At 53.8% G+C, this 25,126-nt stretch carries 23 protein-coding genes; 15 read left to right on the top strand and 8 right to left on the bottom strand.

Annotated features, from left to right (window positions below; all coding sequences use genetic code 11):
* The first annotated feature begins 120 nt into the window (after positions 1-120).
* On the top strand, positions 121-1,293 hold the full coding sequence (locus ACLJXE_RS20990; protein WP_410751920.1) for a cytoplasmic protein: 1,173 nt from the start codon (positions 121-123) through the stop codon (positions 1,291-1,293).
* Between the two features lie 25 nt (positions 1,294-1,318).
* Here the strand turns inward: ACLJXE_RS20990 and metL are convergent, their stop codons facing one another.
* Both metL and metB read right to left on the bottom strand, forming a co-directional pair.
* The gene (gene metL, locus ACLJXE_RS20985) at positions 1,319-3,751 is read right to left on the bottom strand and encodes a bifunctional aspartate kinase/homoserine dehydrogenase II (protein WP_410751919.1); all 2,433 of its coding nucleotides are present in this window, start codon (positions 3,749-3,751) and stop codon (positions 1,319-1,321) included.
* A gap of 2 nt (positions 3,752-3,753) precedes the next feature.
* A complete protein-coding gene (metB, locus tag ACLJXE_RS20980; protein ID WP_410751918.1) occupies positions 3,754-4,914 on the bottom strand; it encodes a cystathionine gamma-synthase in 1,161 nt (386 codons plus the stop codon).
* 265 nt (positions 4,915-5,179) lie between these two features.
* Here metB and metJ point away from each other — a divergent pair, with 265 nt between their 5' ends.
* A complete protein-coding gene (gene metJ, locus ACLJXE_RS20975; RefSeq protein ID WP_048213988.1) occupies positions 5,180-5,497 on the top strand; it encodes a met regulon transcriptional regulator MetJ in 318 nt (105 codons plus the stop codon).
* Between the two features lie 52 nt (positions 5,498-5,549).
* Here metJ and rpmE read toward each other — a convergent pair whose 3' ends face one another.
* Positions 5,550-5,762, bottom strand: coding sequence for a 50S ribosomal protein L31 (rpmE, locus tag ACLJXE_RS20970; RefSeq protein WP_038636025.1), 213 nt, complete (start codon positions 5,760-5,762; stop codon positions 5,550-5,552).
* A 257-nt stretch (positions 5,763-6,019) separates the two neighbouring features.
* On the opposite strand from rpmE, the gene priA reads away from it, so the two are divergent.
* The 7 genes from priA (at position 6,020) to rraA (ending at position 14,010) form a co-directional block, all read left to right on the top strand.
* Positions 6,020-8,218: a primosomal protein N' gene (gene priA / locus ACLJXE_RS20965; protein ID WP_410751917.1), complete on the top strand. Its 2,199-nt coding sequence runs from the start codon at positions 6,020-6,022 to the stop codon at positions 8,216-8,218.
* A gap of 156 nt (positions 8,219-8,374) precedes the next feature.
* Positions 8,375-9,400 carry a DNA-binding transcriptional regulator CytR gene (cytR, locus tag ACLJXE_RS20960; RefSeq protein WP_410751916.1) on the top strand — a complete coding sequence of 342 codons (1,026 nt, stop codon included), beginning with the start codon at positions 8,375-8,377 and terminating at the stop codon, positions 9,398-9,400.
* Positions 9,401-9,493: 93 nt separating this feature from the next.
* Positions 9,494-10,471: a cell division protein FtsN gene (ftsN, locus tag ACLJXE_RS20955; protein WP_410751915.1), complete on the top strand. Its 978-nt coding sequence runs from the start codon at positions 9,494-9,496 to the stop codon at positions 10,469-10,471.
* Positions 10,472-10,563: 92 nt separating this feature from the next.
* On the top strand, positions 10,564-11,094 hold the full coding sequence (gene hslV / locus ACLJXE_RS20950) for an ATP-dependent protease subunit HslV (protein WP_003028805.1): 531 nt from the start codon (positions 10,564-10,566) through the stop codon (positions 11,092-11,094).
* A 9-nt stretch (positions 11,095-11,103) separates the two neighbouring features.
* Positions 11,104-12,435, top strand: a complete 1,332-nt coding sequence (gene hslU, locus ACLJXE_RS20945) for an HslU--HslV peptidase ATPase subunit (RefSeq protein ID WP_003028803.1) — start codon at positions 11,104-11,106, stop codon at positions 12,433-12,435.
* Between the two features lie 67 nt (positions 12,436-12,502).
* The gene (gene menA, locus ACLJXE_RS20940; RefSeq protein WP_271442755.1) at positions 12,503-13,432 is read left to right on the top strand and encodes a 1,4-dihydroxy-2-naphthoate polyprenyltransferase; all 930 of its coding nucleotides are present in this window, start codon (positions 12,503-12,505) and stop codon (positions 13,430-13,432) included.
* A gap of 92 nt (positions 13,433-13,524) precedes the next feature.
* Positions 13,525-14,010, top strand: a complete 486-nt coding sequence (gene rraA, locus ACLJXE_RS20935; RefSeq protein WP_003028798.1) for a ribonuclease E activity regulator RraA — start codon at positions 13,525-13,527, stop codon at positions 14,008-14,010.
* A 217-nt stretch (positions 14,011-14,227) separates the two neighbouring features.
* Here the strand turns inward: rraA and zapB are convergent, their stop codons facing one another.
* The gene (zapB, locus tag ACLJXE_RS20930; protein WP_115259761.1) at positions 14,228-14,473 is read right to left on the bottom strand and encodes a septal ring assembly protein ZapB; all 246 of its coding nucleotides are present in this window, start codon (positions 14,471-14,473) and stop codon (positions 14,228-14,230) included.
* A gap of 426 nt (positions 14,474-14,899) precedes the next feature.
* Here zapB and ACLJXE_RS20925 point away from each other — a divergent pair, with 426 nt between their 5' ends.
* The 4 genes from ACLJXE_RS20925 (at position 14,900) to fpr (ending at position 19,264) form a co-directional block, all read left to right on the top strand.
* The gene (locus ACLJXE_RS20925) at positions 14,900-15,745 is read left to right on the top strand and encodes an MIP/aquaporin family protein (RefSeq protein WP_032490558.1); all 846 of its coding nucleotides are present in this window, start codon (positions 14,900-14,902) and stop codon (positions 15,743-15,745) included.
* A gap of 24 nt (positions 15,746-15,769) precedes the next feature.
* Entirely contained in the window at positions 15,770-17,278 is a 1,509-nt protein-coding gene (gene glpK, locus ACLJXE_RS20920) for a glycerol kinase GlpK (RefSeq protein WP_271441490.1), read from the top strand.
* Between the two features lie 133 nt (positions 17,279-17,411).
* The gene (glpX, locus tag ACLJXE_RS20915; protein WP_137381459.1) at positions 17,412-18,422 is read left to right on the top strand and encodes a class II fructose-bisphosphatase; all 1,011 of its coding nucleotides are present in this window, start codon (positions 17,412-17,414) and stop codon (positions 18,420-18,422) included.
* 95 nt (positions 18,423-18,517) lie between these two features.
* Positions 18,518-19,264, top strand: a complete 747-nt coding sequence (gene fpr / locus ACLJXE_RS20910) for a ferredoxin--NADP(+) reductase (protein ID WP_410751914.1) — start codon at positions 18,518-18,520, stop codon at positions 19,262-19,264.
* Positions 19,265-19,303: 39 nt separating this feature from the next.
* On the opposite strand, the gene ACLJXE_RS20905 is transcribed toward fpr, so the two are convergent.
* Positions 19,304-19,735 (bottom strand): DUF805 domain-containing protein, encoded by a 432-nt coding sequence (locus ACLJXE_RS20905; RefSeq protein WP_286631052.1) that lies wholly within the window; start codon positions 19,733-19,735, stop codon positions 19,304-19,306.
* A 100-nt stretch (positions 19,736-19,835) separates the two neighbouring features.
* Here ACLJXE_RS20905 and ACLJXE_RS20900 point away from each other — a divergent pair, with 100 nt between their 5' ends.
* Together ACLJXE_RS20900 and tpiA are read left to right on the top strand one after the other, a co-directional pair.
* Positions 19,836-20,435 carry a YiiQ family protein gene (locus tag ACLJXE_RS20900; protein ID WP_410751913.1) on the top strand — a complete coding sequence of 200 codons (600 nt, stop codon included), beginning with the start codon at positions 19,836-19,838 and terminating at the stop codon, positions 20,433-20,435.
* A 108-nt stretch (positions 20,436-20,543) separates the two neighbouring features.
* Entirely contained in the window at positions 20,544-21,311 is a 768-nt protein-coding gene (gene tpiA, locus ACLJXE_RS20895; protein WP_410751912.1) for a triose-phosphate isomerase, read from the top strand.
* Positions 21,312-21,352: 41 nt separating this feature from the next.
* On the opposite strand, the gene ACLJXE_RS20890 is transcribed toward tpiA, so the two are convergent.
* The 3 genes from ACLJXE_RS20890 to ACLJXE_RS20880 form a co-directional block, all read right to left on the bottom strand.
* Entirely contained in the window at positions 21,353-22,813 is a 1,461-nt protein-coding gene (locus ACLJXE_RS20890) for a DASS family sodium-coupled anion symporter (RefSeq protein WP_410751911.1), read from the bottom strand.
* Between the two features lie 113 nt (positions 22,814-22,926).
* Positions 22,927-24,231, bottom strand: coding sequence for an SLC13 family permease (locus ACLJXE_RS20885; RefSeq protein WP_410751910.1), 1,305 nt, complete (start codon positions 24,229-24,231; stop codon positions 22,927-22,929).
* Between the two features lie 73 nt (positions 24,232-24,304).
* Positions 24,305-25,054, bottom strand: coding sequence for a CDP-diacylglycerol diphosphatase (locus ACLJXE_RS20880; RefSeq protein WP_410751909.1), 750 nt, complete (start codon positions 25,052-25,054; stop codon positions 24,305-24,307).
* Positions 25,055-25,126: the final 72 nt, after the last annotated feature.

Below are 25,126 nucleotides of genomic sequence, written 5' to 3'. Positions count from 1 at the left end.
CAGTCATATAAAGAATCGCTACGTTACGTTCTGAAAGGTTTTTTTATGTGAGAAAAATCACATCCATCGGTGATAGTCACAAGGCAAAATCAACGACCATTAAAAATCGTTGGTAATACGATGGCGTCTCCGTTCACTATCAATTGCTGTAAGTCCTTTGGCTGCCAAAATCTGGGATTGGCAAGTTCACCAGATTACAACTGGCCAGAGTATCGGCTGGGTTATGCCGCACTGCACTGCCGGGCATGCGGCAGCTATCCCCCGCTGTTTAATGGGGAACAATTCCGTAGCTGGTTATCGGCCTGTTTAGCGCAGTTCGCTACCAATAGAGGAATTTTTTGCCCGAATTGTTACCAGCGAGAAACGATACGCTATGGCCGAAATCCCCAGGGCAGTCAGCGCGTTCAGTGCCGGGCGTGCAAAAAAGTCTGGACGCCAAAGCAGCAACCGCTCGTCGCCATCCAACCGCCCGAACAAATCGCGACAGTCCCTCTGATCGTACCTTTTCAGGGTGCCAGTGCAGATCAGCAACTCTATGTGTTGCTCAGTTTTGACGCTATTCGCGGAAATATTCTGCATATTTCCAGCAATTTTACACCTCATCATGCAGGGGCTTCATTGCGCTACCGCTGGCGTGGCAACGCTGAGCCAGTAGTGAGTCATGATGATATTGTGGAACGAGTCAGCCAGCGCGAAACGCAGTTTCTACACCGCAGCCAATTTGACGAAATTCAGTACGGCAGCGCGATGCTCAAACGTAACGCCAGCGGCGCGATTTTACGCCCGGTCATTACCGCGCATGGGCATTTCCGCGTCCTGAGCCATCTCTGGCCTGCGGTTAAAACGCACATCATCGCTCACGAGTGCTTTCTGCGCGGCGCAGTGATTACCGCATGGGCGGAACAATTTCGCGAACATCACGCCTCACTTTGGTTTGTGGATGAAGAAATCAGTGACGATCAACACACCAGGCCCTGGCAGTTACTGGGTAAAAGTTATCAGGGATGGTGGCAAAACCAGTGGCAAATTTGGCAACAAGGCGACACGCGTAAAATGGTGTGTTTGTTAACAGAGGGTCAGGTTGAAAAAGGAGCGTCAATAACACTGGCAGCCAGTCATCATTTTCTCACCTGGTTGCAGCAACAGACGGAATTTCAGCAAAGCCCACGTTGCTCTGCCCATTCTGTGTTTCAGACGATAAGGACGCTGACGGAAAAATACAACATCCTGGATTTGCCCGGTGGCGCTGCCGCTTACCGGGCCTACGGTTCGTGTCATAGCCAGACCGGATAAGCGTAGCGACATCCGGCAACGCAAACTACAGCAACTGTGCCAGCCGATTGATATCTGACTGAATAGCACCGGCGGTCACATCACGACCTGCGCCCGGCCCGCGGATCACCAACGGATTATCGCGATACCAACGGCTTTCAATGGCGAACACGTTATCGCACGGCAACAGCGCTGCCAGCGGGTGTTCAGCACGAACGGCTTCAACACCCACACGCGCTTTACCATTGGCATCGAAACGCGCCACATAACGCAGCACCAGCCCCATTTCACGCGCAGCTTCCAGACGCTGTACCATCTGCTCATTCAGTTCATCGCCATTCTCAAAGAAATGATCGATTGAACCTTCTTCACAGTGCACAGGCACCAGTGACTCCACACGAACCTGGTCCGGCTCAATATCGTAACCCGCTTCACGCGCCAGAATCACCAGTTTGCGCATCACATCTTTACCGGAAAGGTCAACACGCGGGTCCGGTTCAGTTAGCCCTTGCTGCCAGGCCTGATCCACCAGATCGGTGAACGGGACCGTGCCATCAAATTGCAGAAACAGCCAGGATAACGTGCCGGAGAAGATCCCGCTGATCGACAGAATCGTATCACCGCTATCAATCAGATCGCGCACAGTATGGTTGATCGGCAAACCTGCGCCCACGGTGGCGTTATACAGCCAGTGGCGGCCGGTTTTTTCGAAAGCATCATGAATTTGGCGATACTTATTACTGGTGCTTGCTCCTGCCAGTTTATTAGCGCTAATCACGTGAAAACCGTGGCTGGCAAAATCCAGATACTGATCCGCCAGTTGCTCGCTGGCGGTGACGTCCAGCACCACTAAATCATCATACGGGTGGGCGCGCATCCACAGAAACAGGGATTCTTCATCCTGCTCCACCGCTTCATCATCAAAGAAGGCCAGCGCGCGGCTGGCATCCAGCCCTTCGTAGTTCAACAGGCTACGGCGGCTATCCACCACGCCTGCCAGCACGAATTCAAACCCGGTACGCGCGGAAAGCGTTGTTTGTTCGCGGGCGAACAGTTCCAGCCAGCGTGAACCAATGTTCCCCTTGCCGAACAGCACCAGACCTATACGTTTTTCTGCACGGAAAATAGACTGATGCAGACCCTGAATCAGGCTTTCGGTCGGACCGGTACGCAGTACCGCAACCAGACTGATCCCCTCTTCCGACTGCCAGGTAAACTCGACTGGCTGGCCTTTTAACTGCTGCCAGAAACGGTGGCAATGCAGCGGATTGCGCGTTACACCAGCCCCAACCATCGCCACCAGTGCCAGCCCCTGGCGCAGACGCAGCTCGCCCGGCAAACCGGCTTCATCAAGAATTTTCAGTGCGCCATCAGCAACTTCGGAGGTATAGCAAAATTGCAGCAACTGACGGTCCGGATGCACGCCAACCGCCAGCGGACGCACCTGCGTGCGTTTTAAAATCTGGTCGATATCTTTGTAAGCCAGCTTAAAGTCCTGGCCGGTGGGAACCTGAAACTCAATCAGACAGACGTCGTCATGGCTGGTGACAATGCGCGCCCCGGTACCAGAAGCCAGTACACGCTCAATCCGCGTTGACCCCTGATCCGGCGTGTAGCTGCAGCGCAGCTGGAGGTCGATATCGCTACCCGAAACCGGCTGTAAGGTACGGGCATGCAGAACCGGAGCCGCAAGACGCGCCAGCTCGCTGGCTTCATCAAGACGCAGCAGCGGCAGCAAACAGGCATCTTTGACTTTACGCGGGTCCGCACTATAAACCCCAGCAACATCGCTCCAGATAGTCACGCGGGAAACGCCTGCCAGCGCACCAACCTGCGTAGCTGAATAGTCAGAGCCGTTACGCCCCAGCAGCACCGTTTCACCCGCATTGCTACGGCTGATAAACCCGGTAACCACCAGGCGCTTGCCAGGATGTTGGGCCAGCAGTTGTTGCAGCAACGGATAAGACAGACCTTCATCCACCTGCGGCTGGGCACCGCGTTCAGCACGTAAAAACTCACGCGCATCCAGCCAGGCCGATTCCAGCCCCTGCTGGTTAAGGACAGCAGACATCAAACGCGCCGACCACACTTCACCATGCCCCACCACTTCGGCGTAGACGGCTTCGTTCACACCGCTGTCGAGCAATCCAGCCAGACGCTCCAGATCGTGAATAAACGCACCGATTAGCCCATCAGCCACATCTGGTGGTAACAGGCCGCTAATCAGCTCACTCTGATAACGGCGTAACGCCTGCTGAACCTGATGCGCAGAAAGACGATCGGTCTGGCTTAGCTTAAGCCAGTTAATCAACTGGTTAGTGGTACTGCCCGCGGCGGAAACAACCATCATATCGTCAGGCTGCGAGTACTCCGCCATAATACCTGCGACACGCAAATAACATTTCACGTCTGCCAGACTACTACCACCAAATTTGTGCAGTTGACGACCCTTCGCCCCTGCCTGCGCAATCACACTCATGTTTACCCCTTGTTTGCAGCCCGGAAGCCATTTTCCAGGTCGGCAATTAAATCTTCGCCATCTTCAATACCGGTGGAGATACGCAGCAGCGTTTCAGAAATTCCGGCAGCAGCACGCGCTTCTGGCGCCATACCCGCGTGTGTCATGGTCGCGGCGTGGGAGATCAGACTTTCAACGCCCCCTAATGATTCCGCCAACGTAAACAATGACAACCCGCTCAGGAAGCGACGCAATGTTTGCTCGTCGCCATCCAGTTCAAAACTCAACATCGCGCCGAACCCTTTTTGCTGACGCGCGGCAATCTCATGCCCCTGATTATCCGGCAGTGACGGATGATACAGTTTCTTCACCAACGGCTGGGTTTGCAGGTAGTCCACAATTGCCTGAGCATTACGTTGTGCCACTTCCATACGCGGCGACAGAGTACGCAGGCCACGCAACAGCAGATAGCTATCAAATGCGCCGCCGGTCACGCCAATATTATTCGCCCACCATGCCAGCTCAGTGACCGTCTCCGGATCTTTCGCTATCACCACGCCAGCCACCACATCCGAGTGACCGTTTAAATATTTCGTGCATGAATGCAACACCAGATCGGCGCCCAATGCCAGTGGATTTTGCAGTGCAGGGCTTAAAAAAGTGTTGTCGACAACGCTGACCGCGCCAGCCTCACGTGCCTGTTGGCAGATTTTTGCAATATCGACCACGCGCAGCAGCGGGTTGCTTGGACTTTCGACCAGTACCAGCTTTGGTTTTTCCGCTAACGCCGCTTTCAGCGCCAGATCATCACCCTGATCGACAAACAGCACACGATAGCAGCCACGTTTTGCCAGACTGTCAAACAGGCGGTAGCTACCACCGTAACAGTCGTGCGGTGCGACCAGCAGATCGCCAGGCTTCAGGAACACCGTAGTCACCAGATGAATCGCTGACATGCCGGTATTGGTCAGCACTGCACCAGCGCCCCCCTCCAGCTCCGCCAGCGCACGCTGAACCACATCACGCGTCGGGTTGCCACGGCGTGAATAGTCATGAGCACGAGGCTCATTAAAACCGGTGAAATTATAGGTACTGGAGAGGTGAATTGGTGGGACAACGCAACCGTACTGCTCGTCGTCATTTAATCCGCTACGCACTGCAATGGTGGCCTGTTTACGCGTCATATTGAGGAGATCCTGGCTGAGTCGGTGAAAAGTCAGGCACCAGAGTAATCATTGTTACAATAGCCGTCAATACATCTGGACATCTAAACTTCTTTGCGTATAGATTGAGCAAAAAGGAAATAGCCGTTAAAATTATATGCATTAGCGTACATTTGCGTCGGCTAACTTCGTGTCAGGGCCGCGCCACTACGATAAACTACGCGCAATTATGGTCCGGGCTCAGGTTCTGGCCTCAATATTAATGACGAAGAGGATTAAGTATCTCATGGCTGAATGGAGCGGCGAATATATCAGCCCATACGCTGAGCACGGTAAGAAGAGTGAGCAAGTCAAAAAAATTACGGTTTCCATTCCTCTGAAGGTGTTAAAAATCCTTACCGATGAACGCACGCGTCGTCAGGTGAATAACCTACGCCACGCCACCAACAGCGAGTTGCTGTGTGAAGCGTTTCTGCACGCCTTTACCGGGCAACCGTTGCCAAACGACGAGGATCTGCGCAAAGAGCGCAGTGATGAGATCCCGGAAGAGGCGAAGATCATCATGCGTGAACTGGGGATCGACCCGGAGACGTGGGAGTACTGATTTACAGGTACAAAAAAAGCGCCGGAAGGCGCTTTTTTCTGACAGCATAAACTTATTTGCTGCCCGGGATGTTGAAACGCTTGTTGAAGCGGTCAACACGGCCACCGGTAGCAACATCACGCTGCTTGCCAGTATAGAACGGGTGGCACTTGCTGCACACGTCCAGGTTCAGATCGTGACCGACGGTAGAGCGGATTTTGATGACGTTACCGCAAGAGCAGTTTGCAGTAATTTCTTCGTATTTCGGGTGAATATCTTTTTTCATGGGAAAACCTCGGTTTAAGGCCGCGTCGCTCTTCCAGCCCTAACGCCAGACACCACGCGATGTTAATTATTTCCCGTCGCCTTTCACGCTGCATCAACAGCCTGAAACTCTCGGGTAATGGTCATTATTTGACGCAATCAATTTGCATCAAAGGCGGCGAATCATACAGAAATTAACCTGCTCATGCAAACTGATCCGCATTCTACCCTTCACTAATGTGTATACTAACCCGCCAGATTTCAAGTCAGGATGATTTAATGCCCGTTGCGCATGTTGCCTTACCCGTTCCGCTACCTCGTACCTTTGACTATCTCCTGCCGGAAGGTATGAGCGCCAAAGCCGGGTGTCGCGTACGCGTGCCCTTTGGCAAGCAACAGGAGCGCGTCGGTATCGTCCTGTCAGTCAGCGAGCAAAGCGAGTTGCCGCTCAACGAATTGAAAGCCGTTCGCGAGGTGTTGGACAGCGAACCGGTCTATTCGACCTCCGTCTGGCGTTTATTGCTGTGGGCTGCTGATTACTACCATCATCCCATTGGCGATGTGCTGTTCCATGCCCTGCCAATCCTGTTGCGCCAGGGCAGACCCGCCGCCAACACGCCCATGTGGTACTGGTTCGCCACCGAGGAAGGCCAGGTCATCGACCTCAACAGTCTGAAGCGCTCTCCAAAGCAGCAGCAGGCGCTGGCTGCGCTGCGTCAGGGAAAAATCTGGCGCGATCGGGTGGGCGAACTTGAATTTAACGATGCTGCATTACAGGCGCTACGTAAAAAAGGCCTGTGCTCCCTGGCGAGTGAAACGCCAGGTTTCAGCGACTGGCGTACCCACTACGCCGTCTCTGGTGAACGACTGCGCCTGAACACGGAACAGGCTACCGCCGTTGGGGCCATTCATAGCGCGTCGGACAGTTTTAGCGCCTGGTTGCTCGCAGGTGTGACGGGTTCCGGCAAAACAGAAGTCTATTTAAGCGTGCTGGAAAATGTTCTCGCCCAGGGCAAACAGGCACTGGTAATGGTGCCGGAGATTGGCCTGACGCCACAAACCATTGCCCGCTTTCGCGAACGCTTCAATGCCCCGGTCGAAGTCCTGCACTCGGGTTTAAATGACAGCGAACGTCTTTCAGCATGGCTGAAAGCCAAAAATGGCGAAGCGGCAATAGTCATCGGCACACGCTCATCGTTGTTTACCCCATTTAAAAACCTCGGCGTAATTGTCATCGATGAAGAGCATGACAGCTCCTACAAGCAACAGGAAGGCTGGCGCTACCATGCCCGCGATCTGGCGGTTTACCGCGCCCACAGCGAACAGATCCCGATTATTCTCGGTTCAGCAACCCCCGCGCTGGAAACGTTGTGCAACGTGCGGCAGAACAAATACCGCATGCTGCGCCTGACGCGTCGAGCCGGAAACGCGCGCCCTGCCACTCAGCACGTGCTGGATTTAAAGGGCCAGCAGGTGCAGGCCGGACTGGCTCCGGCGCTGATCGCCCGCATGCGTCAGCATTTGCAGGCAGATAATCAGGTAATTTTGTTTCTTAATCGTCGGGGTTTTGCACCTGCGCTGCTGTGTCACGACTGTGGCTGGATTGCCGAATGCCCACGCTGCGATCACTACTACACGCTGCATCAGGCGCAGCATCACCTGCGCTGCCACCATTGCGACAGCCAGCGCCCGATACCGCGCCAGTGCCCTTCCTGTGGCTCTACGCACATGGTGCCGGTAGGACTCGGCACCGAGCAACTGGAACAAGCTCTGGCGCCCTTTTTCCCCGGCGTGCCGATTTCGCGTATCGATCGCGACACCACCAGCCGTAAGGGATCGCTGGAGCAGCACCTGGCAGAAGTCCATCGCGGCGGCGCTCGCATTCTCATCGGCACACAAATGCTGGCGAAAGGCCACCACTTTCCGGATGTCACGCTGGTTGCACTACTGGATGTTGACGGGGCGCTATTCTCTGCCGATTTCCGTTCGGCTGAACGCTTCGCCCAACTTTATACCCAGGTTTCCGGACGCGCTGGGCGCGCCGGTAAACAAGGCGAAGTGGTGTTGCAAACGCACCATCCTGAACATCCGCTACTGCAAACCTTGTTGTATAAAGGTTATGACGCCTTTGCCGAACAGGCACTGGCCGAACGGCAAACGCTGCAGCTTCCGCCGTGGACCAGCCACGTGATCGTGCGGGCAGAAGATCATAACAATCAGCATGCGCCGATGTTCTTACAACAGCTGCGAAACCTGATTCAGGCCAGCCCGTTAGCTGATGACAAACTCTGGGTGTTAGGCCCGGTTCCCGCGCTGGCCCCCAAACGTGGCGGTCGCTATCGCTGGCAAATTTTGTTGCAACATCCGTCACGCATTCGCCTACAGCATATCGTCAGCGGAACGCTGGCGTTGATCAATACGCTACCCGATTCACGTAAGGTGAAATGGGTGTTGGATGTCGATCCCATCGAGGGATAACCCCTCATGATGCGAGGCGGATCGTAAAATTAAAGATCCATCACACTTTTTATGAAAATTCTGTAACTGCTTCTATTCACTATCTGATAAAAATGTTTCAGATGAAGGTTATCCAGGGACAGGTCTGTGCCAGCTGCACCCTGGCGAGGAGAAAGAGTGAAACCGAACAAGCAGGTTGCCGCCGCTACGATGAAAGATGTTGCTCTGAAGGCGAAAGTCTCAACGGCAACCGTATCCCGCGCATTAATGAACCCTGACAAAGTCTCTCAGTCCACCCGTAACCGGGTCGAACAGGCAGCTCTGGAAGTGGGATATTTACCCCAGTCAATGGGACGGAACGTTAAACGAAATGAATCACGTACCATTCTGGTGATTGTGCCGGATATCTGCGATCCCTTTTTTAGCGAAGTGATTCGTGGCATAGAAGTCACTGCCGCAGAACAAGGTTACCTGGTACTTATCGGCGATTGCGCGCACCAGAATCAGCAAGAAAAGACCTTTCTTAACCTCATTATTACCAAGCAGATAGATGGCATGGTCCTGCTCAGCTCACGCCTGCCATTTGATGCCAGCGTGGAAGAACAGCGCAATTTACCGCCGATGGTCATGTCCAACGAATTTGCGCCAGAGCTGGAACTGCCTACCGTTCACATTGATAACCTCACTGCTGCCTTTAACGCGATGAATTACCTGCTGGAGCTGGGGCATAAGCGCATTGGTTGCATTGCCGGGCCAGAGGATATGCCGCTGTGCCACTACCGCCTGCAAGGCTATGTTCAGGCACTACGCCGCAGTGGAATTACGGTCGATCCACACTTCATCGCGCGCGGTGATTTCACCTATGAAGCGGGCGCTAACGCGTTAAAACAGCTGCTTGCGCTACCGCAACCTCCGACCGCGGTCTTTTGTCACAGCGATGTGATGGCGCTTGGCGCGCTCTCTTACGCCAAGCGTCAGGGCTTAAAAGTACCGGATGATTTATCTATCATTGGCTTCGATAATATTTCACTGACGGAATTTTGTGATCCACCCCTGACAACCGTCGCACAGCCGCGTTTCGATATCGGACGCGAAGCTATGCTGTTACTGCTCGATCAGCTTCACGGGCAGAACGTCAGCAGTGGTTCACGTTTACTGGACTGTGAACTCATAATTCGGGGCACTACCCGGGCACTGACTTAAAGTAAGGTGCTTTCGGACTCCCCTGTCTGGTCAAAGGCCCGTCGCTTAAGTAACATGGCGGGCTGACGAACGAATAAATACAGCGAAACGATAGTGGCACAACGAGATTATGTACGTCGCGGCCAACCGGCACCTTCGCGGCGCAAAAAGAGCACATCACGGAAAAAGCAACGCAGTACGTCAGCGGTATCCCCCGCTATGGTCGCTATTGCTGCAGCCGTACTCGTGACCTTTATCGGTGGTCTGTACTTCATTACGCATCACAAGAAAGAAGAGTCCGAGACGCTGCAAAGCCAGAAAGTCACCGGAAATGGCATCCCGCCTAAACCGGAAGAACGCTGGCGCTATATCAAGGAGCTGGAAAGCCGTCAGCCAGGCGTGCGTGCACCTACCGAACCCTCTGCGGGTGGCGAAGTGCTTAACGCCGATCAGTTGACCAATGAGCAGCGCCAGTTACTGGCGCAAATGCAGGCCGATATGCGTCAACAGCCTACACAGCTCAACGAAGTACCGTGGAACGAACAAACACCTGAACAGCGCCAGCAAACGCTGCAGCGTCAGCGTCAGGTGCAACAACAACAGTGGAACAACGCGCAGCAGCAGGCTCGGCAGCAGCAAACGCGGGTAACGGAACAGCCTTACCAGCAGCCACAAACGCGTGCAGCGCAAACCGCACCGGTACAACAGCCGCGCCAGACGCAGCCAAAACCGGTGGCCCAGCAGCCGTACCAGGATCTGCTGCAGACGCCAGCGCACACCACTGCCGCACAGCCTAAAACGCAACCGGCCGCGCCAATAACGAATGAGACACAGCCGCCAAAACAGACGGCAGAGAAAAAAGATGAACGCCGCTGGATGGTTCAGTGCGGGTCATTCAAAGGGGCTGAGCAGGCAGAAACAGTACGTGCTCAACTGGCCTTTGAGGGCTTCAATTCCCGCATTACCACCAATAACGGTTGGAATCGCGTGGTGATTGGCCCGGTGAAAGGCAAGGAAAATGCCGACAACACCATCAGTCGCCTGAAAGTTGCCGGCCACACAAACTGCATTCGACTCGCCACTGGGGGTTGAAACCCCCAAAATCTCCCCCATCTATACTTGCATTACGCCCCGTACACCTGTGCGGGGCCTGTATTCTGCATTTGTAACCAAGGGGTCTGCTCGTGACAACAATAGTAAGCGTACGCCGTAACGGCCATGTGGTAATCGCCGGTGATGGTCAGGCCACACTGGGTAACACCGTAATGAAAGGCAACGTGAAAAAAGTCCGCCGTCTGTACAACGACAAAGTCATTGCGGGCTTTGCGGGCGGTACTGCGGATGCATTCACGCTGTTTGAACTGTTTGAACGCAAACTGGAAATGCACCAGGGTCACCTGGTTAAGGCCGCCGTTGAGCTGGCTAAAGACTGGCGAACCGACCGTATGCTGCGCAAACTCGAAGCGTTGCTGGCCGTTGCAGATGAAACAGCATCGCTCATCATCACGGGTAACGGTGACGTCATTCAGCCAGAAAACGATCTGATTGCCATCGGCTCCGGCGGTCCCTACGCCCAGGCTGCAGCACGCGCTCTGCTGGAAAACACCGAGCTTGGCGCACGCGAAATTGCTGAGAAAGCGTTGGATATTGCAGGGGATATCTGCATTTATACCAACCACTTCCATACCATCGAAGAATTGAACTCCAAAGCGTAAGGATCCCCCATGTCTGAAATGACCCCACGCGAAATTGTCAGCGAACTGAACAAGCACATCATCGGCCAGGACAATGCTAAGCGTTCCGTGGCGATAGCACTGCGTAACCGCTGGCGCCGCATGCAGCTCAACGAAGAGCTGCGCCATGAAGTCACACCGAAAAACATTCTGATGATTGGCCCAACCGGTGTCGGTAAAACTGAGATCGCCCGCCGTCTGGCAAAACTGGCCAATGCGCCATTCATCAAAGTTGAAGCAACGAAATTCACTGAAGTCGGCTATGTGGGTAAAGAAGTTGACTCCATCATCCGCGATCTGACCGATGCCGCCATCAAAATGGTTCGCGTTCAGGCGATTGAGAAAAACCGCTTCCGCGCAGAAGAAATGGCAGAAGAACGTATTCTCGATGTACTGATCCCGCCAGCCAAAAATAACTGGGGACAGTCAGAACAGCCTCAGGAACCTTCTGCTGCACGTCAGGCATTTCGTAAAAAACTGCGTGAAGGCCAACTGGACGACAAAGAGATTGAAATCGATCTCGCTGCCGCACCGATGGGCGTAGAAATTATGGCGCCTCCGGGAATGGAGGAGATGACCAGCCAGCTACAATCCATGTTCCAGAACCTGGGCGGTCAGAAACAAAAACCGCGTAAGCTGAAAATCAAAGACGCGATGAAGCTGCTGATTGAAGAAGAAGCGGCCAAACTGGTCAATCCGGAAGAGCTGAAACAGGAAGCAATCGACGCCGTTGAGCAGCACGGGATCGTGTTTATCGACGAAATCGACAAAATCTGTAAGCGTGGCGAATCCTCTGGCCCGGATGTTTCCCGTGAAGGCGTACAGCGCGACCTGCTGCCGCTGGTTGAAGGCTGCACCGTCTCTACCAAGCACGGTATGGTGAAAACCGATCACATTCTGTTTATCGCCTCCGGCGCATTCCAGGTGGCCAAACCGTCTGACCTGATCCCGGAACTGCAGGGCCGTTTGCCGATCCGTGTGGAGCTGCAAGCACTGACCACCAGCGATTTCGAGCGCATTCTGACCGAACCGAATGCCTCTATCACTGTGCAGTACAAAGCGCTGATGGCAACCGAAGGTGTGGACATCAACTTCACCGAATCGGGTATTAAACGCATTGCTGAAGCGGCCTGGCAGGTTAACGAAACCACCGAAAACATCGGTGCGCGTCGTCTGCATACCGTTCTCGAGCGTCTGATGGAAGATATTTCCTATGATGCGAGCGATTTGAACGGTCAAAGCATCACAATTGATGCCGAATATGTGAGCAAACATCTGGATGCGCTGGTCGCAGATGAAGATCTGAGCCGTTTTATCCTATAATCGCGTTCAATGCATTTTCATCACTGTTGATGGGGCTGATAAAGCCCCATTTTTATTGGCGCTAAATATGACTGAACAACAACAAATTAGCCGCTCACAAGCCTGGCTGGAAAGTTTACGACCTAAGACCTTACCGCTCGCCTTCGCGGCGATCATCGTCGGTACGGCATTAGCATGGTGGCAAGGATATTTCGATCCGCTGGTGGCTCTGCTGGCATTAATTACGGCAGGGCTACTGCAAATCCTGTCCAATCTCGCTAACGATTATGGCGATGCCGTCAAAGGTAGCGATAAACCCGACCGCATCGGACCGCTGCGTGGCATGCAAAAAGGCGTTATTACCCAGCAGGAGATGAAGCGTGCGCTGATCGTCACGGTGGTCTTAATCTGCCTGTCCGGTCTGGCACTGGTGGCGGTAGCATGTCACACACTGGCGGATTTTGTCGGCTTCCTGATTCTCGGTGGCCTGTCGATTATCGCTGCTATCACCTATACCGTCGGTAATCGTCCATACGGGTATATCGGTCTGGGTGATATTTCTGTGCTGGTCTTCTTCGGGTGGCTCAGCGTGATGGGGAGCTGGTACCTGCAGGCGCATACGCTAATTCCGGCGTTAATCCTGCCGGCAACCGCCTGCGGCCTGCTGGCAACTGCCGTACTCAACGTTAACAACCTGCGCGATATCAACAGCGACAGAGAGAACGGCAAAAACACGCTGGTGGTGCGCTTAGGCGCGGTTAATGCCCGCCGTTACCATGCCTGCCTGCTGATGGGCACGCTGGTCTGTCTGGCGCTCTTTAACCTGTTCTCGTTGCAAAGTTTATGGGGATGGCTCTTTATCCTCGCCGCACCGCTGCTGATTAAACAGGCGCGCTACGTGATGCGTGAAATGGATCCTACGGCAATGCGCCCAATGCTGGAACGCACCGTAAAAGCGGCACTGCTGACTAACCTGCTGTTTGTTGTTGGAATTTTCTTAAGTCAGTGGTCTGCATAACTGACAAATATCAATTAACAACTGATGATTTTGCCAACAGTACACATAGCGCGATATACTAAAAATTCTCGCAGCAACTGAACGTTAAGCCTATGAAATACGATACATCCGAGCTTTGTGACATCTATCAGGAAGATGTCAACGTCGTGGAACCGCTGTTCTCTAACTTTGGAGGACGGTCGTCGTTTGGCGGACAAATCATCACGGTAAAATGTTTCGAGGACAACGGGTTGCTGTACGATCTGCTCGAACAAAACGGCCGTGGTCGTATTCTGCTGGTCGATGGCGGCGGTTCTGTCCGTCGTGCGCTGGTCGATGCCGAACTGGCTCGTCTGGCAGTACAGAATGAATGGGAAGGTCTGGTCATCTACGGCTCAGTACGCCAGGTAGACGATCTGGAAGAGCTGGACATCGGCATTCAGGCGATTGCCGCTATTCCGGTGGGTGCTGCAGGTGAAGGCATTGGGGAAAGCGATGTACGCGTCAACTTCGGTGGCGTGACGTTCTTCTCCGGCGACCACTTGTACGCCGACAATACCGGAATAATTCTTTCCGAAGACCCTCTCGATATCGAGTAAGCATAAAAGGCACCGTAAGGTGCCTTTTTTATACGTTGTCGCCGATTGCCGGATGGCGGCTTACGCTTTATCCGGCCTACAAACAGGGGCGATTACGCGAAAGATTTCGTGTTGTAGCAAGACGGCAAGCGAAGGTATCCCCAGGAGCGTAGTAAACTACGTGACTGGGGTAACTGAGCGCGGCTAACGCAGCTACGGCGCGAAAGATAAAGCGTAATCAGACTTCTTCCATACGACCCAGCAGGGCATGCAGACGATCCTGCCAGCCACTCTGCTGTTCTTTCAGGCTGTTGTTCTCACGCTCCAGCTCTTCACGCTGCTGCTGTGCAGACTGAACTTCCTGCGACAGTGAGTTGTTCTTTTCTTTCAGCTCTTCGATTTCCATCTGCAACAGCGTGATGGTATCAATCGCCTGCTGTACTTTTGCTTCCAGTTTCTCAAACACTTCTAATGACATCGTCATACCTCTCCTGAATTGCAAGGCGTTGATGGATAAAAATCCTCGTCCCGATAACCGGCGACGCCTTAATAAAAACGAGCGCACACTACTTAACACCGATTGTATGAAGCCGCGTCATCCCTGTCCAGCGGCATCCCGCGCAGATTGCGGTTTGCGACACTTTTAATCTTTGTCCTGGTGACATAACTGTCATAACTCTTAAGTGTTAACAGGATGATCGGTGAAATGATTCAGCTCACACTATTTTTGTATAACAAATACAGCGCAATGGCGCGAAAACGCTCATTTTGTTGATGGAGTACACACATTTTAATTTCGATATTTCTCGTTTTTGAGCGTTAACGATAAATTAACAGTGTGCCTACCGGCTCCGGGGATGTCAGTGACCTTCTCGCATACAATAAACATTAAACTCTTCAGGATCCGATTATGAGTCAAACATCAACCTTGAAAGGCCAGTGCATTGCTGAATTCCTCGGTACCGGGTTGTTGATTTTCTTCGGTGTGGGATGTGTCGCTGCACTCAAAGTGGCTGGGGCTACTTTTGGGCAGTGGGAAATCAGTATCATCTGGGGTCTGGGGGTAGCCATGGCTATCTATCTGACGGCAGGCGTTTCTGGCGCACACCTGAATCCAGCAGTCACCATCGCACTATGGCTGTTCGCCTGTTTTGATAAACGCAAAGTTGTACCTTTTATTATTTCGCAAATTGCCGGCGCCTTTTGCGCAGCGGCATTGGTTTACGGGCTTTATTACAATCTTTTCATCGACTTTGAACAAACCAACCATATCGTGCGCGGCAGTACAGAGAGCCTGGGTCTGGCTGGCACTTTCTCCACCTATCCAAACCCGCATATCAATTTTGTGCAGGCCTTCGCGGTTGAAATGGTCATTACCGCTATTCTAATGGGGCTGATTCTGGCACTGACCGACGATGGTAACGGTGTACCGCGTGGTCCACTGGCACCGCTGCTGATCGGCTTACTGATTGCCGTTATTGGTGCATCCATGGGTCCACTGACCGGTTTTGCGATGAACCCGGCACGTGACTTCGGACCGAAACTCTTCGCCTGGATGGCAGGATGGGGCGAGATTGCCTTCACAGGTGGTCGTGATATCCCTTACTTCCTGGTCCCCGTGTTTGGTCCGATTACCGGCGCAATTCTGGGCGCATGGGCATATCGCAAACTGATTGGTCGCCATTTACCGTGCGATGTCTGCGCGATTGAAGAGAAAGACGCTGCGGCCAACACTCAACAAAAAGCTTCGCTGTAATGTGACTACGGGACAAAAAAAATCATGACTGAGAAAAAATATATCGTTGCGCTCGACCAGGGCACCACCAGCTCCCGCGCGGTCGTAATGGACCACGATGCGAACATCGTTAGCGTTTCGCAACGCGAATTCGAGCAAATCTATCCGAAAGCAGGCTGGGTAGAACATGACCCAATGGAAATTTGGGCGACCCAAAGCTCCACACTGGTAGAAGTGCTGGCGAAAGCCGATATCAGTTCCGATGAAATTGCAGCGATCGGTATTACCAACCAGCGTGAAACCACCATTGTCTGGGAACGTGAAACCGGTAAGCCAATCTATAACGCCATTGTGTGGCAGTGTCGTCGTACCGCAGATATCTGCGAGAAGCTCAAGCGCGACGGTATGGAAGAGTACATCCGTAACAACACCGGTCTGGTCATTGACCCGTATTTCTCCGGTACCAAAGTGAAGTGGATCCTCGACCACGTAGAAGGCTCGCGTGAGCGTGCCCGTCGCGGTGAGCTGCTGTTCGGTACCGTAGACACCTGGCTTATCTGGAAAATGACTCAGGGACGCGTACACGTCACGGATTACACCAACGCCTCACGTACCATGCTGTTCAACATCCATTCCCTGGATTGGGACGACAAGATGCTGGATGCGTTGGACATTCCGCGTGCAATGCTGCCGGAAGTTCGCCGTTCTTCTGAAGTCTATGGCCAGACCAACATTGGCGGTAAAGGCGGTACACGTATTCCTATCTCCGGTATCGCGGGTGACCAGCAGGCTGCACTATTCGGCCAGCTGTGCGTGAAGGAAGGGATGGCAAAGAACACCTACGGTACTGGCTGCTTCATGCTGATGAATACCGGCGAGAAAGCCGTTAAGTCAGAAAATGGACTGCTGACCACTATCGCTTGTGGCCCGACCGGAGAAGTGAACTACGCGCTGGAAGGTGCCGTGTTCATGGCGGGTGCATCCATCCAGTGGCTGCGTGATGAGATGAAACTCATCAGCGATGCATTCGACTCCGAATATTTCGCCACCAAAGTGAAGGACACCAACGGCGTGTATGTTGTTCCGGCATTCACCGGTTTGGGCGCACCCTACTGGGACCCGTATGCACGTGGCGCCATCTTCGGCCTGACCCGTGGCGTAAACTCCAACCACATCATCCGTGCAACGCTTGAGTCTATCGCTTACCAGACCCGCGACGTGCTGGAAGCAATGCAGGCGGACTCTGGTATTCGTCTGCATGCGCTGCGTGTCGATGGTGGCGCGGTTGCCAACAACTTCCTGATGCAGTTCCAGTCTGACATTCTTGGCACCCGCGTTGAGCGCCCGGAAGTTCGCGAAGTCACCGCGCTGGGCGCCGCATACCTGGCAGGTCTTGCCGTCGGTTTCTGGCAGAACCTGGATGAGCTTCAGGAAAAAGCGGTCATTGAGCGTGAATTCCGCCCTGGCATCGAAACCACCGAACGTAACTTCCGTTACAGCGGCTGGAAAAAAGCGGTTAAACGCGCCCTGGCGTGGGAAGACCACGAAGAGTAATGCTGAAATGCCGGATGGGGCTAACGCCTTATCCGGCAAAACTGTCTCAACCCTGCACACGCACATACATCAATAATCCCGCCCCCTCCCCTGTGCTACACTTCGCGCCATTCCTTTCTGCTACGAGTTTGCAATGAGACGAGAACTTGCCATTGAATTTTCACGCGTGACCGAAGCGGCTGCACTGGCTGGCTATAAATGGTTGGGTCGCGGCGATAAAAATACCGCTGACGGCGCGGCGGTGAACGCCATGCGTATTATGCTCAACCAGGTCAACATCGACGGTACCATCGTGATTGGCGAAGGTGAGATCGACGAAGCACCCATGTTGTTTATTGGTGAAAAAGTTGGAACCGGTCTCGGCGATGCTGTTGATATTGCAGTCGATCCCATCGAAGGTACACGCATGACAGCAATGGGTCAGGCGAATGCGCTGGCGGTCCTCGCGGTCGGTGACAAAGGCTGCTTCCTGAACGCACCGGACATGTACATGGAAAAGCTGATTGTCGGCCCTGGTGCCAAAGGTTCAATCGACCTGAACCTGTCGCTGGAGGCGAACCTGCGTAATGTCGCCAGCGCGCTCAACAAACCGCTGAGCGAACTGACCGTCACCATTCTGGCGAAACCACGCCACGATGAAACCATCGCCGAAATGCAGGCGCTGGGCGTTCGCGTATTCGCGATTCCCGACGGCGACGTGGCCGCGTCTATTCTGACCTGTATGCCAGACAGTGAAGTTGACGTGCTGTATGGCATTGGTGGCGCACCGGAAGGTGTCGTCTCTGCCGCCGTTATCCGCGCACTGGATGGCGACATGCAGGGCCGTCTGCTGGCGCGCCATGACGTCAAAGGTGACAGCGAAGAGAACCGTCGTATCGGCGAACAGGAGCTGGCTCGCTGCGCCGCAATGGGTATTGAGGCAGGTAAAGCGCTGCGTCTGGATGAAATGGCCCGCAGCGACAACGTTATCTTCTCCGCCACCGGCATCACCAAAGGCGATCTGCTGGAAGGGATTAGCCGCAAAGGTAATATCGCCACCACCGAAACACTGCTGATCCGTGGAAAATCACGTACGATCCGTCGTATTCAGTCCATCCACTACCTTGATCGCAAAGATCCGGATGTACAGACGCATATCCTGTAATTGATTTGATCAATAGAGCCTTCCAGCCCATCCGGGCTGGAAATCTTTCGTGCAACAAACGAAGATAAGGCAATCACAGCAGACAGGAGAACACCATGGCAGATTGGGTAACAGGCAAAGTCATTAAGGTACAAAACTGGACCGATGCCTTATTTAGTTTGACCGTGCGAGCTCCGGTTCTTCCCTTCACAGCCGGTCAGTTTACCAAGCTTGGCCTCGAAATTGACGGCGAGCGTGTCCAGCGCGCCTATTCCTACGTGAATGCGCCCGATAACCCCGATTTAGAGTTCTATCTGGTGACGGTTCCTGACGGAAAACTCAGCCCCCGTCTGGCCGCACTGAAACCTGGCGACGAAGTACAGGTAGTGAGCGAAGCAGCCGGTTTCTTTGTGCTGGATGAAATTCCCGATTGCGACACGCTGTGGATGCTGGCAACCGGTACGGCGATCGGCCCCTATTTATCGATTCTGCAGTTGGGCAAAGATCTGGACCGTTTTAACAATCTGGTGCTGGTCCACGCCGCCCGCTATGCCGCCGATTTAAGCTATCTGACGTTAATGCAGGACCTGGAAAAACGCTACGAAGGTAAATTACGTATCCAGACGGTTGTGAGCCGTGAAACCGCCGCAGGTTCATTAACCGGGCGAGTTCCGGCGTTGATTGAAAGCGGCGCGCTGGAAACTGCGGTTGGGCTACCTATGGATACAGCAACCAGTCATGTGATGCTCTGTGGTAACCCGCAAATGGTACGCGACACGCAGCAACTGCTGAAAGAAACCCGGCAGATGACCAAACATCTGCGCCGTCGACCAGGCCATATGACTGCTGAGCACTACTGGTGAGGGCTTGCCGGATGGCGCTTACGCCTATCCGGCCTACAATTACTGGCGCTCGGCTTTATATTTCACATCCAGCGTATCTTTACCAAATTTGTTTTCGCCCTGGGTGCCGACAAACGCGCCCAGATCGATAAGCATACCAACCAGAATCAGCGTCGGTACAAAGCGGCCCACCGCCCATTGCCAGACACCAGGCAATACCGCCCAGTTTCCGGCCAGCAGCATCCATGCAAGAATCATCAGGAACGCCCACGCGCCGGAGCGACCCCGATCATGCAGACGTTTTACTGTGACTGCAGCCGTCGGCCACAGCAGACAGACCAGACAAAATGCCGCCGTCTGGATATCGAGCAATTGTTTACTCGCCAGCGAAAACAAAACCAGCATCCCGACAATCCACAGACCTACCCAAATCCAGAAATCACGGCGTCCAAGACGCCCTTTAAATGAGAATAACCACTGCTGTATGGTCATGTAGGTTCCTTGATTATTACCTTCCAGAACAGTTTACCCTTTTGACAAGCCCGACAGTTATCGTTTTAATCGTGGTCAGTCATAATGAAAGGTACGATTGATGAAGCAAGGATTGACTCTGTTTTTATTATTGTTTTCAGCCCTGTCCGTAAGTACTACGGCACTGGCGCAAGAGCCCTCGACGGCAACCACGGCCCCTTACCTGCTGGCGGGCGCGCCGACCTTTGACCTGTCGATCAGCCAATTTCGTGAAAACTTTAATACGCAGAATCCGAAGCTTGCTCTGAATGAGTTCCGTGCCATCGACAGCAGCCGCGATCGGGCAAATCTCACCCGTGCCGCCAGTAAAATCAATGAAAACCTGTATGCGTCATCCGCCCTTGAGCGCGGTACCTTAAAAATCAAAAGTATGCAGATAACCTGGCTGCCGATTCAGGGGCCAGAACAAAAGGCAGCCAAAGCGAAAGCGCTGGAATACATGACTGCCGTTATTCGCACCGTGGCGCCCTTACTGACGAAAGAACAAAGCCAGAAAAAGCTGCAAAAATTGCTCACGGCAGGCAAAGGTAAGCACTACTATGCGGAAACCGAAGGCGCAATTCGCTATGTTGTGGCAGATAACGGCGAAAAGGGGCTGACCTTCGCTGTTGAACCGATTAAGCTGGCACTATCTGAAAACCTCGAAGGATCGAATAAGTGACAAAAAGCAAAGCCTTTCGGGGGATGAATCTCTATACTGTTTCACAGACCATGCTGCCCTGACGGGCGGCCATCTTCCTTAATTCGCTGACAAGCGTGGAGAAATGAAATGCGACATCCTTTAGTGATGGGTAACTGGAAACTGAACGGCAGCCGCCATATGGTAAACGAACTGGTTGCTAACCTGCGTAAAGAACTGGCTGGCGTTGCTGGCTGTGCAGTAGCAATCGCTCCGCCGGAAATGTATATCGACCTGGCGAAACACGCCGCTGCCGGTAGCCACATCATTCTGGGCGCGCAGAACGTTGACCTGAACCTGTCTGGCGCATTCACCGGTGAAACAAGCGCTGAAATGCTGAAAGATATCGGCGCGCAGTACATCATTATCGGTCACTCTGAGCGTCGTACTTACCACAAAGAGTCTGACGAGCTGATCGCGAAGAAATTCGCTGTGCTGAAAGAGCAGGGTCTGACGCCGGTTCTGTGCATCGGTGAAACCGAAGCAGAAAACGAAGCTGGCAAAACTGAAGAAGTGTGCGCGCGTCAGATCGATGCAGTACTGAAAACTCAGGGTGCGAGCGCATTCGAAGGCGTGGTTATCGCTTACGAACCTGTATGGGCTATCGGTACCGGCAAATCTGCCACTCCGGCACAGGCTCAGGCTGTCCACAAATTCATCCGTGACCACATTGCTAAAGCTGACGCGAAAATCGCTGAACAAGTGATCATCCAGTACGGCGGTTCCGTAAACGCAGCTAACGCCGCAGAACTGTTCGCTCAGCCGGACATCGACGGCGCGCTGGTTGGCGGTGCATCTCTGAAAGCAGACGCTTTCGCCGTGATCGTTAAAGCAGCTGAAGCCGCTAAACAGGCCTAAGTTGTTAAAAGGGGAGCATCGCTCCCCTTCTTATACCCGCTTTACCAGTATCCCAGCCAGTGCCACCAGAAGGCCCCCGTGACACCCCAGATGGTCAGGTTGACCACACTCATCACCAGTCCCGTTTTCCACCACTCCGCCAGTGTAACGTAACCCGAACCAAAGATGATCGGCGCAGTCCCTGTACCATAGTGCGTGAGCGACATCATCAACGAGGAGGAGAAGCCCAGCATCAGACCGAGCAGCGCCGGTGGAGCACCGAGACCTAATCCCGCGGCAAAGAACGCAGCGAACATCGCCGTAATATGCGCAGTCGTGCTGGCAAAAAAGTAGTGCGAATAGACGTAAAGCAGGATCAAAAGCAGCGTGGCAATACTCCAGTGCACGCCAAGATGGTCAATTGCACTACCAACACTCGTCGCCAGCCAGCCGACCAGACCCAGTTTGCTCAGGAAATCCGCCATCATAACCAGTGCGGCAAACCAGACTATCGTATCCCATGCGCCACGGCATTTAAGGATATCGTCCCAACTCAATACCCCTGTCACTAACAGTACAGATAAGCCAATGAGCGCCGCGCTGGTGGGGTTAACAGCCCAGGTACTGCCCATCAGCATGGCAGGAACACCTGCCCACAGGCACAGCAGCAAAGCGAAAACCGCGAGGGTGATTTTTTCAGCCAGCGACAACGGACCGAGTGCCCCCAGCTTTTCCCGGGCAAACTCTGGCGCATTCGGCGTGCGTGTAATAGCGGGCGGATAGAGCCACCAGATGACAATAGGCATCACGGCCAGTGAGACAACGGCAGGAAGAAGCGCCGCAATCGCCCACATTCCCCAGGTCATATCCAGTACCCCATCCGTCCCTTTGGTCAAAAAACTCACAATAAGCGGGTTTGGCGCGGTAGCGGTAATAAACATCGCCGAACTGATCGGGTTAATGTTGTAGTTCACCAGAGCCAGATAACGACCTGTCGCGCCGTTCTCCTTGTCTCCGGGTTGAGAGCCCAGACTTTCCGCAATCGCCCGCATCACCGGGTGGATAATACCGCCGCCGCGCGCGGTATTGCTCGGTGTAACGGGTGCGATCAGCGTTTCCGCCAGGGTTAACGCCCAGGCAATACCCAGCGTTCTTTTGCCAAACAGAGCAATAAACCCGTAGCCAATTCGCGCACCTAACCCCGTTTTCAACAGGCTTTGCGACAGCATGATGGAGATGCCGATCAGCCAGATCAGTTGGTTAGAAAAGCCACTCAGCGCTGCGGTAGGTTTACCAGGGTGCGTCACGCCGGTCATGGCTACCAGCATAATCGCCACAATCGCGATAGCACCAATGGGCATGGCTTTCCCGATGATCGCCGCGATAGTACCGATGAACAGCGCCAGCAGGTGCCACGCTTCGGGGGTTACGTCATTGGGACAAGGGATAACAAACCAGATGGTCAGCGTAATAACGATCGAAAAAATGGCGGGCCAACAGCGGATGGGGGTCAATCTGTCCATGAATCAATCCTTGAGTTTCCAGCACGCAAATCTGCGCCCGGATATTAACCGCTATCAGCCTACATAAAACAATTCATTATCTCACAAAACAAATAATTAACACCGCAATGAAACTATAATTTCCCCAACACGCTAAACCACAGATAATCCAGCGGCAGTAGCATCAGATACGTTGCCGCCGCCAGTGCGATACACAGCAGCATCCCGGCCCTTGCAGGCACTTTCCCGAGCGCCATTGCCACCACGATCGGCGAAGCCTGATACGGCAGTAGCGGCGTGGAATAGCCCAGCACCTGAATCATAATCACCGACAGCAGCGGAAACCCGGTCGCATCGGCAAAGCTCTGCGCCAGCGTGGTGTACAGCGCCGGAACGCCGTTAGCGGTCATAATAAAATTGAGTGCGGTAGTAATACCGGTTAACGCGAGGAAGCTGGTAAACGGTTTTTCAGCATCCAGCGGCATCACCTGCAGCAGCGCTTCGCCCACCGCGCTACCGATGCCGGTTTGCGTCACGGTAATCGCCAGCCCCAAAATCCCCGCGACGTAAATACAGGTACGGATATTCACCCCACTGGAAAATTCTTCGCCATTAATAAATCCTACGCGCGGCAACAGCGTAATCACCGCCGCCACCAGCCCGGTCCATGCCGGCCCCACACCATGCCAGCTTTCGCTGACCCACAGAAACAGCACCACCGCTAACATCCAGGCCAGACGTTTTTCATCACGACTCATTGGGTCAGGTGGCGTCAGATCGCGCGGCGCATGGGGTCGGCCAGGAAACAGCCAGCAGATAAGCACAATGAGCACCGCACCTTTTAGCCAACCCAACACGGGTGTATGTAGCAGCAAATAGGGAAGATAATTCAAGTGGATGCCCCAGGAACCTTCCGCTGCACCACTCATCACCAGGTTTGGTACGTTAGCAGGCAAGATCGTGGCGGAAAGCTGGAAGGTACCAAAACCCACGGCCAACGCCAGACCATACCAGGCGCGCGTGCCGTCGTTAATGCCAGCCCGTTTCGCCATCGCCGCCACAATCGGCATCAGCAACGCAATACGTCCCATGTTGGACGGCATGACGAACGCCAGTGCGTAACTCAGCAGCACCACGCTCGCGACCATTAATGGCCAGGAGTCTGTCAGCCTTGACGACAATGCCCTCGCCGCCCGGTCTGCCAGCCCCGTTTTACGAATCGCGATGCCCAGCACAAAACCACTGAAGACCAGCCAGAACGCCGATGAGGCAAAGCCGCCAAAGATCACATCCGGTGGCGCGATTTTGGCCACCATCGCCACGGCAAAGAAAAGCAGCGCCGTGATAAATTCCGGCAACAGCGATGTTGCCCAAAGCAAAATGGTGACGCCGACCACCAGAGAGGGAATAAACAGAGGGTGTGAAAGCCAGAGCGACATGCCTGTCTCCTGTTGTTTTTTTCAACAAGAATACGGGGACAGGCAAAGAGAGTAAACGCCAGATTAAGGGGGGTTAACGCAGAATATCACATTGATGATCCTGGATTTCCTCAGCGGAGGCGAGATTCAGCGACAGCAGGTCACGCTGGGTCGCCAGCAGGACAAAGGATTCGTCGCTTTGGCGTACCATCGCCAGCGCATAGCTCCCCATCCGCTCACGCGCATCCGGCACCTCTTCTGCCAGCATCATAAACGGGCTACGCTGCGCCAGTTCGTTTTCCGTTACACGACGCGCCAGATATTCATGTCCGCGCAATCCGCCGGGCAATGGCAACCAGCGGGAGCTGATTTTCGCCATATTGTCATCCAGTTTCGTTCTCACGTCGGGTCGCAGGCAGGAGATATGAATGTGAAAGTGATTTTGTGTACGCCCGGTACGTGAGTTAATTGTCAGCGATACCGCCTTATCAGGGATCTCCCGGCCGTATTTTTGACTCATAAAACTACGCGCCTGCCAGGCTAACCAGAAAAAGTTCGGCGTGCCTGATTGCAGCAGCAGCGGGCTTTCCGTGCCGTTGATGCGGTAAGTGGGCATCAACAAATATTGCAGCGGACCGTTTCGGTCTTTGAACACCACATATCCGGCATCGGGTTTAACTTCAGTACACGGCGCGGGATCGTGCTGCTGTAACTGATGTGGCAGGCATTGCTCAAGGACTATCTGGCGTAACGCGTCCGGGTTACCGCTAAATTTCCAGTACCCTATGCCCGCAGCAGCGGCAACCACAATAACCGCCAGTAAAAGATAACCTGCTTTTTTCATTACGCGTTCCCTGTATCCCATTGAGGCGCAAGAGTAACGCAAAACGATGACAAATAAAAAACCCGGTCGCGC

The sequence above is a fragment of the Citrobacter sp. U14242 genome (assembly GCF_046555775.1).
In the GTDB taxonomy this organism is placed as follows: domain Bacteria; phylum Pseudomonadota; class Gammaproteobacteria; order Enterobacterales; family Enterobacteriaceae; genus Citrobacter.
The sequence above is the reverse complement of the archived record's forward strand: the minus strand, read 5'-3'. Positions and strand labels throughout refer to the sequence as shown.

Excerpts from the sequence above, each read along its gene's own strand:
- priA (WP_410751917.1), top strand. The coding sequence starts at position 6,020 with ATGCCCGTTGCGCATGTTGCCTTACCCGTTCCGCTACCTCGTACCTTT.
- ACLJXE_RS20890 (WP_410751911.1), bottom strand. The coding sequence starts at position 22,813 with ATGGACAGATTGACCCCCATCCGCTGTTGGCCCGCCATTTTTTCGATC.
- ACLJXE_RS20990 (WP_410751920.1), top strand. The coding sequence starts at position 121 with ATGGCGTCTCCGTTCACTATCAATTGCTGTAAGTCCTTTGGCTGCCAA.
- ACLJXE_RS20905 (WP_286631052.1), bottom strand. The coding sequence starts at position 19,735 with ATGACCATACAGCAGTGGTTATTCTCATTTAAAGGGCGTCTTGGACGC.
- metB (WP_410751918.1), bottom strand. The coding sequence starts at position 4,914 with ATGACGCGTAAACAGGCCACCATTGCAGTGCGTAGCGGATTAAATGAC.
- tpiA (WP_410751912.1), top strand. The coding sequence starts at position 20,544 with ATGCGACATCCTTTAGTGATGGGTAACTGGAAACTGAACGGCAGCCGC.
- rpmE (WP_038636025.1), bottom strand. The coding sequence starts at position 5,762 with ATGAAAAAAGATATTCACCCGAAATACGAAGAAATTACTGCAAACTGC.
- fpr (WP_410751914.1), top strand. The coding sequence starts at position 18,518 with ATGGCAGATTGGGTAACAGGCAAAGTCATTAAGGTACAAAACTGGACC.
- rraA (WP_003028798.1), top strand. The coding sequence starts at position 13,525 with ATGAAATACGATACATCCGAGCTTTGTGACATCTATCAGGAAGATGTC.
- ACLJXE_RS20885 (WP_410751910.1), bottom strand. The coding sequence starts at position 24,231 with ATGTCGCTCTGGCTTTCACACCCTCTGTTTATTCCCTCTCTGGTGGTC.
- menA (WP_271442755.1), top strand. The coding sequence starts at position 12,503 with ATGACTGAACAACAACAAATTAGCCGCTCACAAGCCTGGCTGGAAAGT.
- ACLJXE_RS20880 (WP_410751909.1), bottom strand. The coding sequence starts at position 25,054 with ATGAAAAAAGCAGGTTATCTTTTACTGGCGGTTATTGTGGTTGCCGCT.
- ACLJXE_RS20925 (WP_032490558.1), top strand. The coding sequence starts at position 14,900 with ATGAGTCAAACATCAACCTTGAAAGGCCAGTGCATTGCTGAATTCCTC.
- metJ (WP_048213988.1), top strand. The coding sequence starts at position 5,180 with ATGGCTGAATGGAGCGGCGAATATATCAGCCCATACGCTGAGCACGGT.
- hslU (WP_003028803.1), top strand. The coding sequence starts at position 11,104 with ATGTCTGAAATGACCCCACGCGAAATTGTCAGCGAACTGAACAAGCAC.
- glpX (WP_137381459.1), top strand. The coding sequence starts at position 17,412 with ATGAGACGAGAACTTGCCATTGAATTTTCACGCGTGACCGAAGCGGCT.
- ACLJXE_RS20900 (WP_410751913.1), top strand. The coding sequence starts at position 19,836 with ATGAAGCAAGGATTGACTCTGTTTTTATTATTGTTTTCAGCCCTGTCC.
- metL (WP_410751919.1), bottom strand. The coding sequence starts at position 3,751 with ATGAGTGTGATTGCGCAGGCAGGGGCGAAGGGTCGTCAACTGCACAAA.
- glpK (WP_271441490.1), top strand. The coding sequence starts at position 15,770 with ATGACTGAGAAAAAATATATCGTTGCGCTCGACCAGGGCACCACCAGC.
- zapB (WP_115259761.1), bottom strand. The coding sequence starts at position 14,473 with ATGACGATGTCATTAGAAGTGTTTGAGAAACTGGAAGCAAAAGTACAG.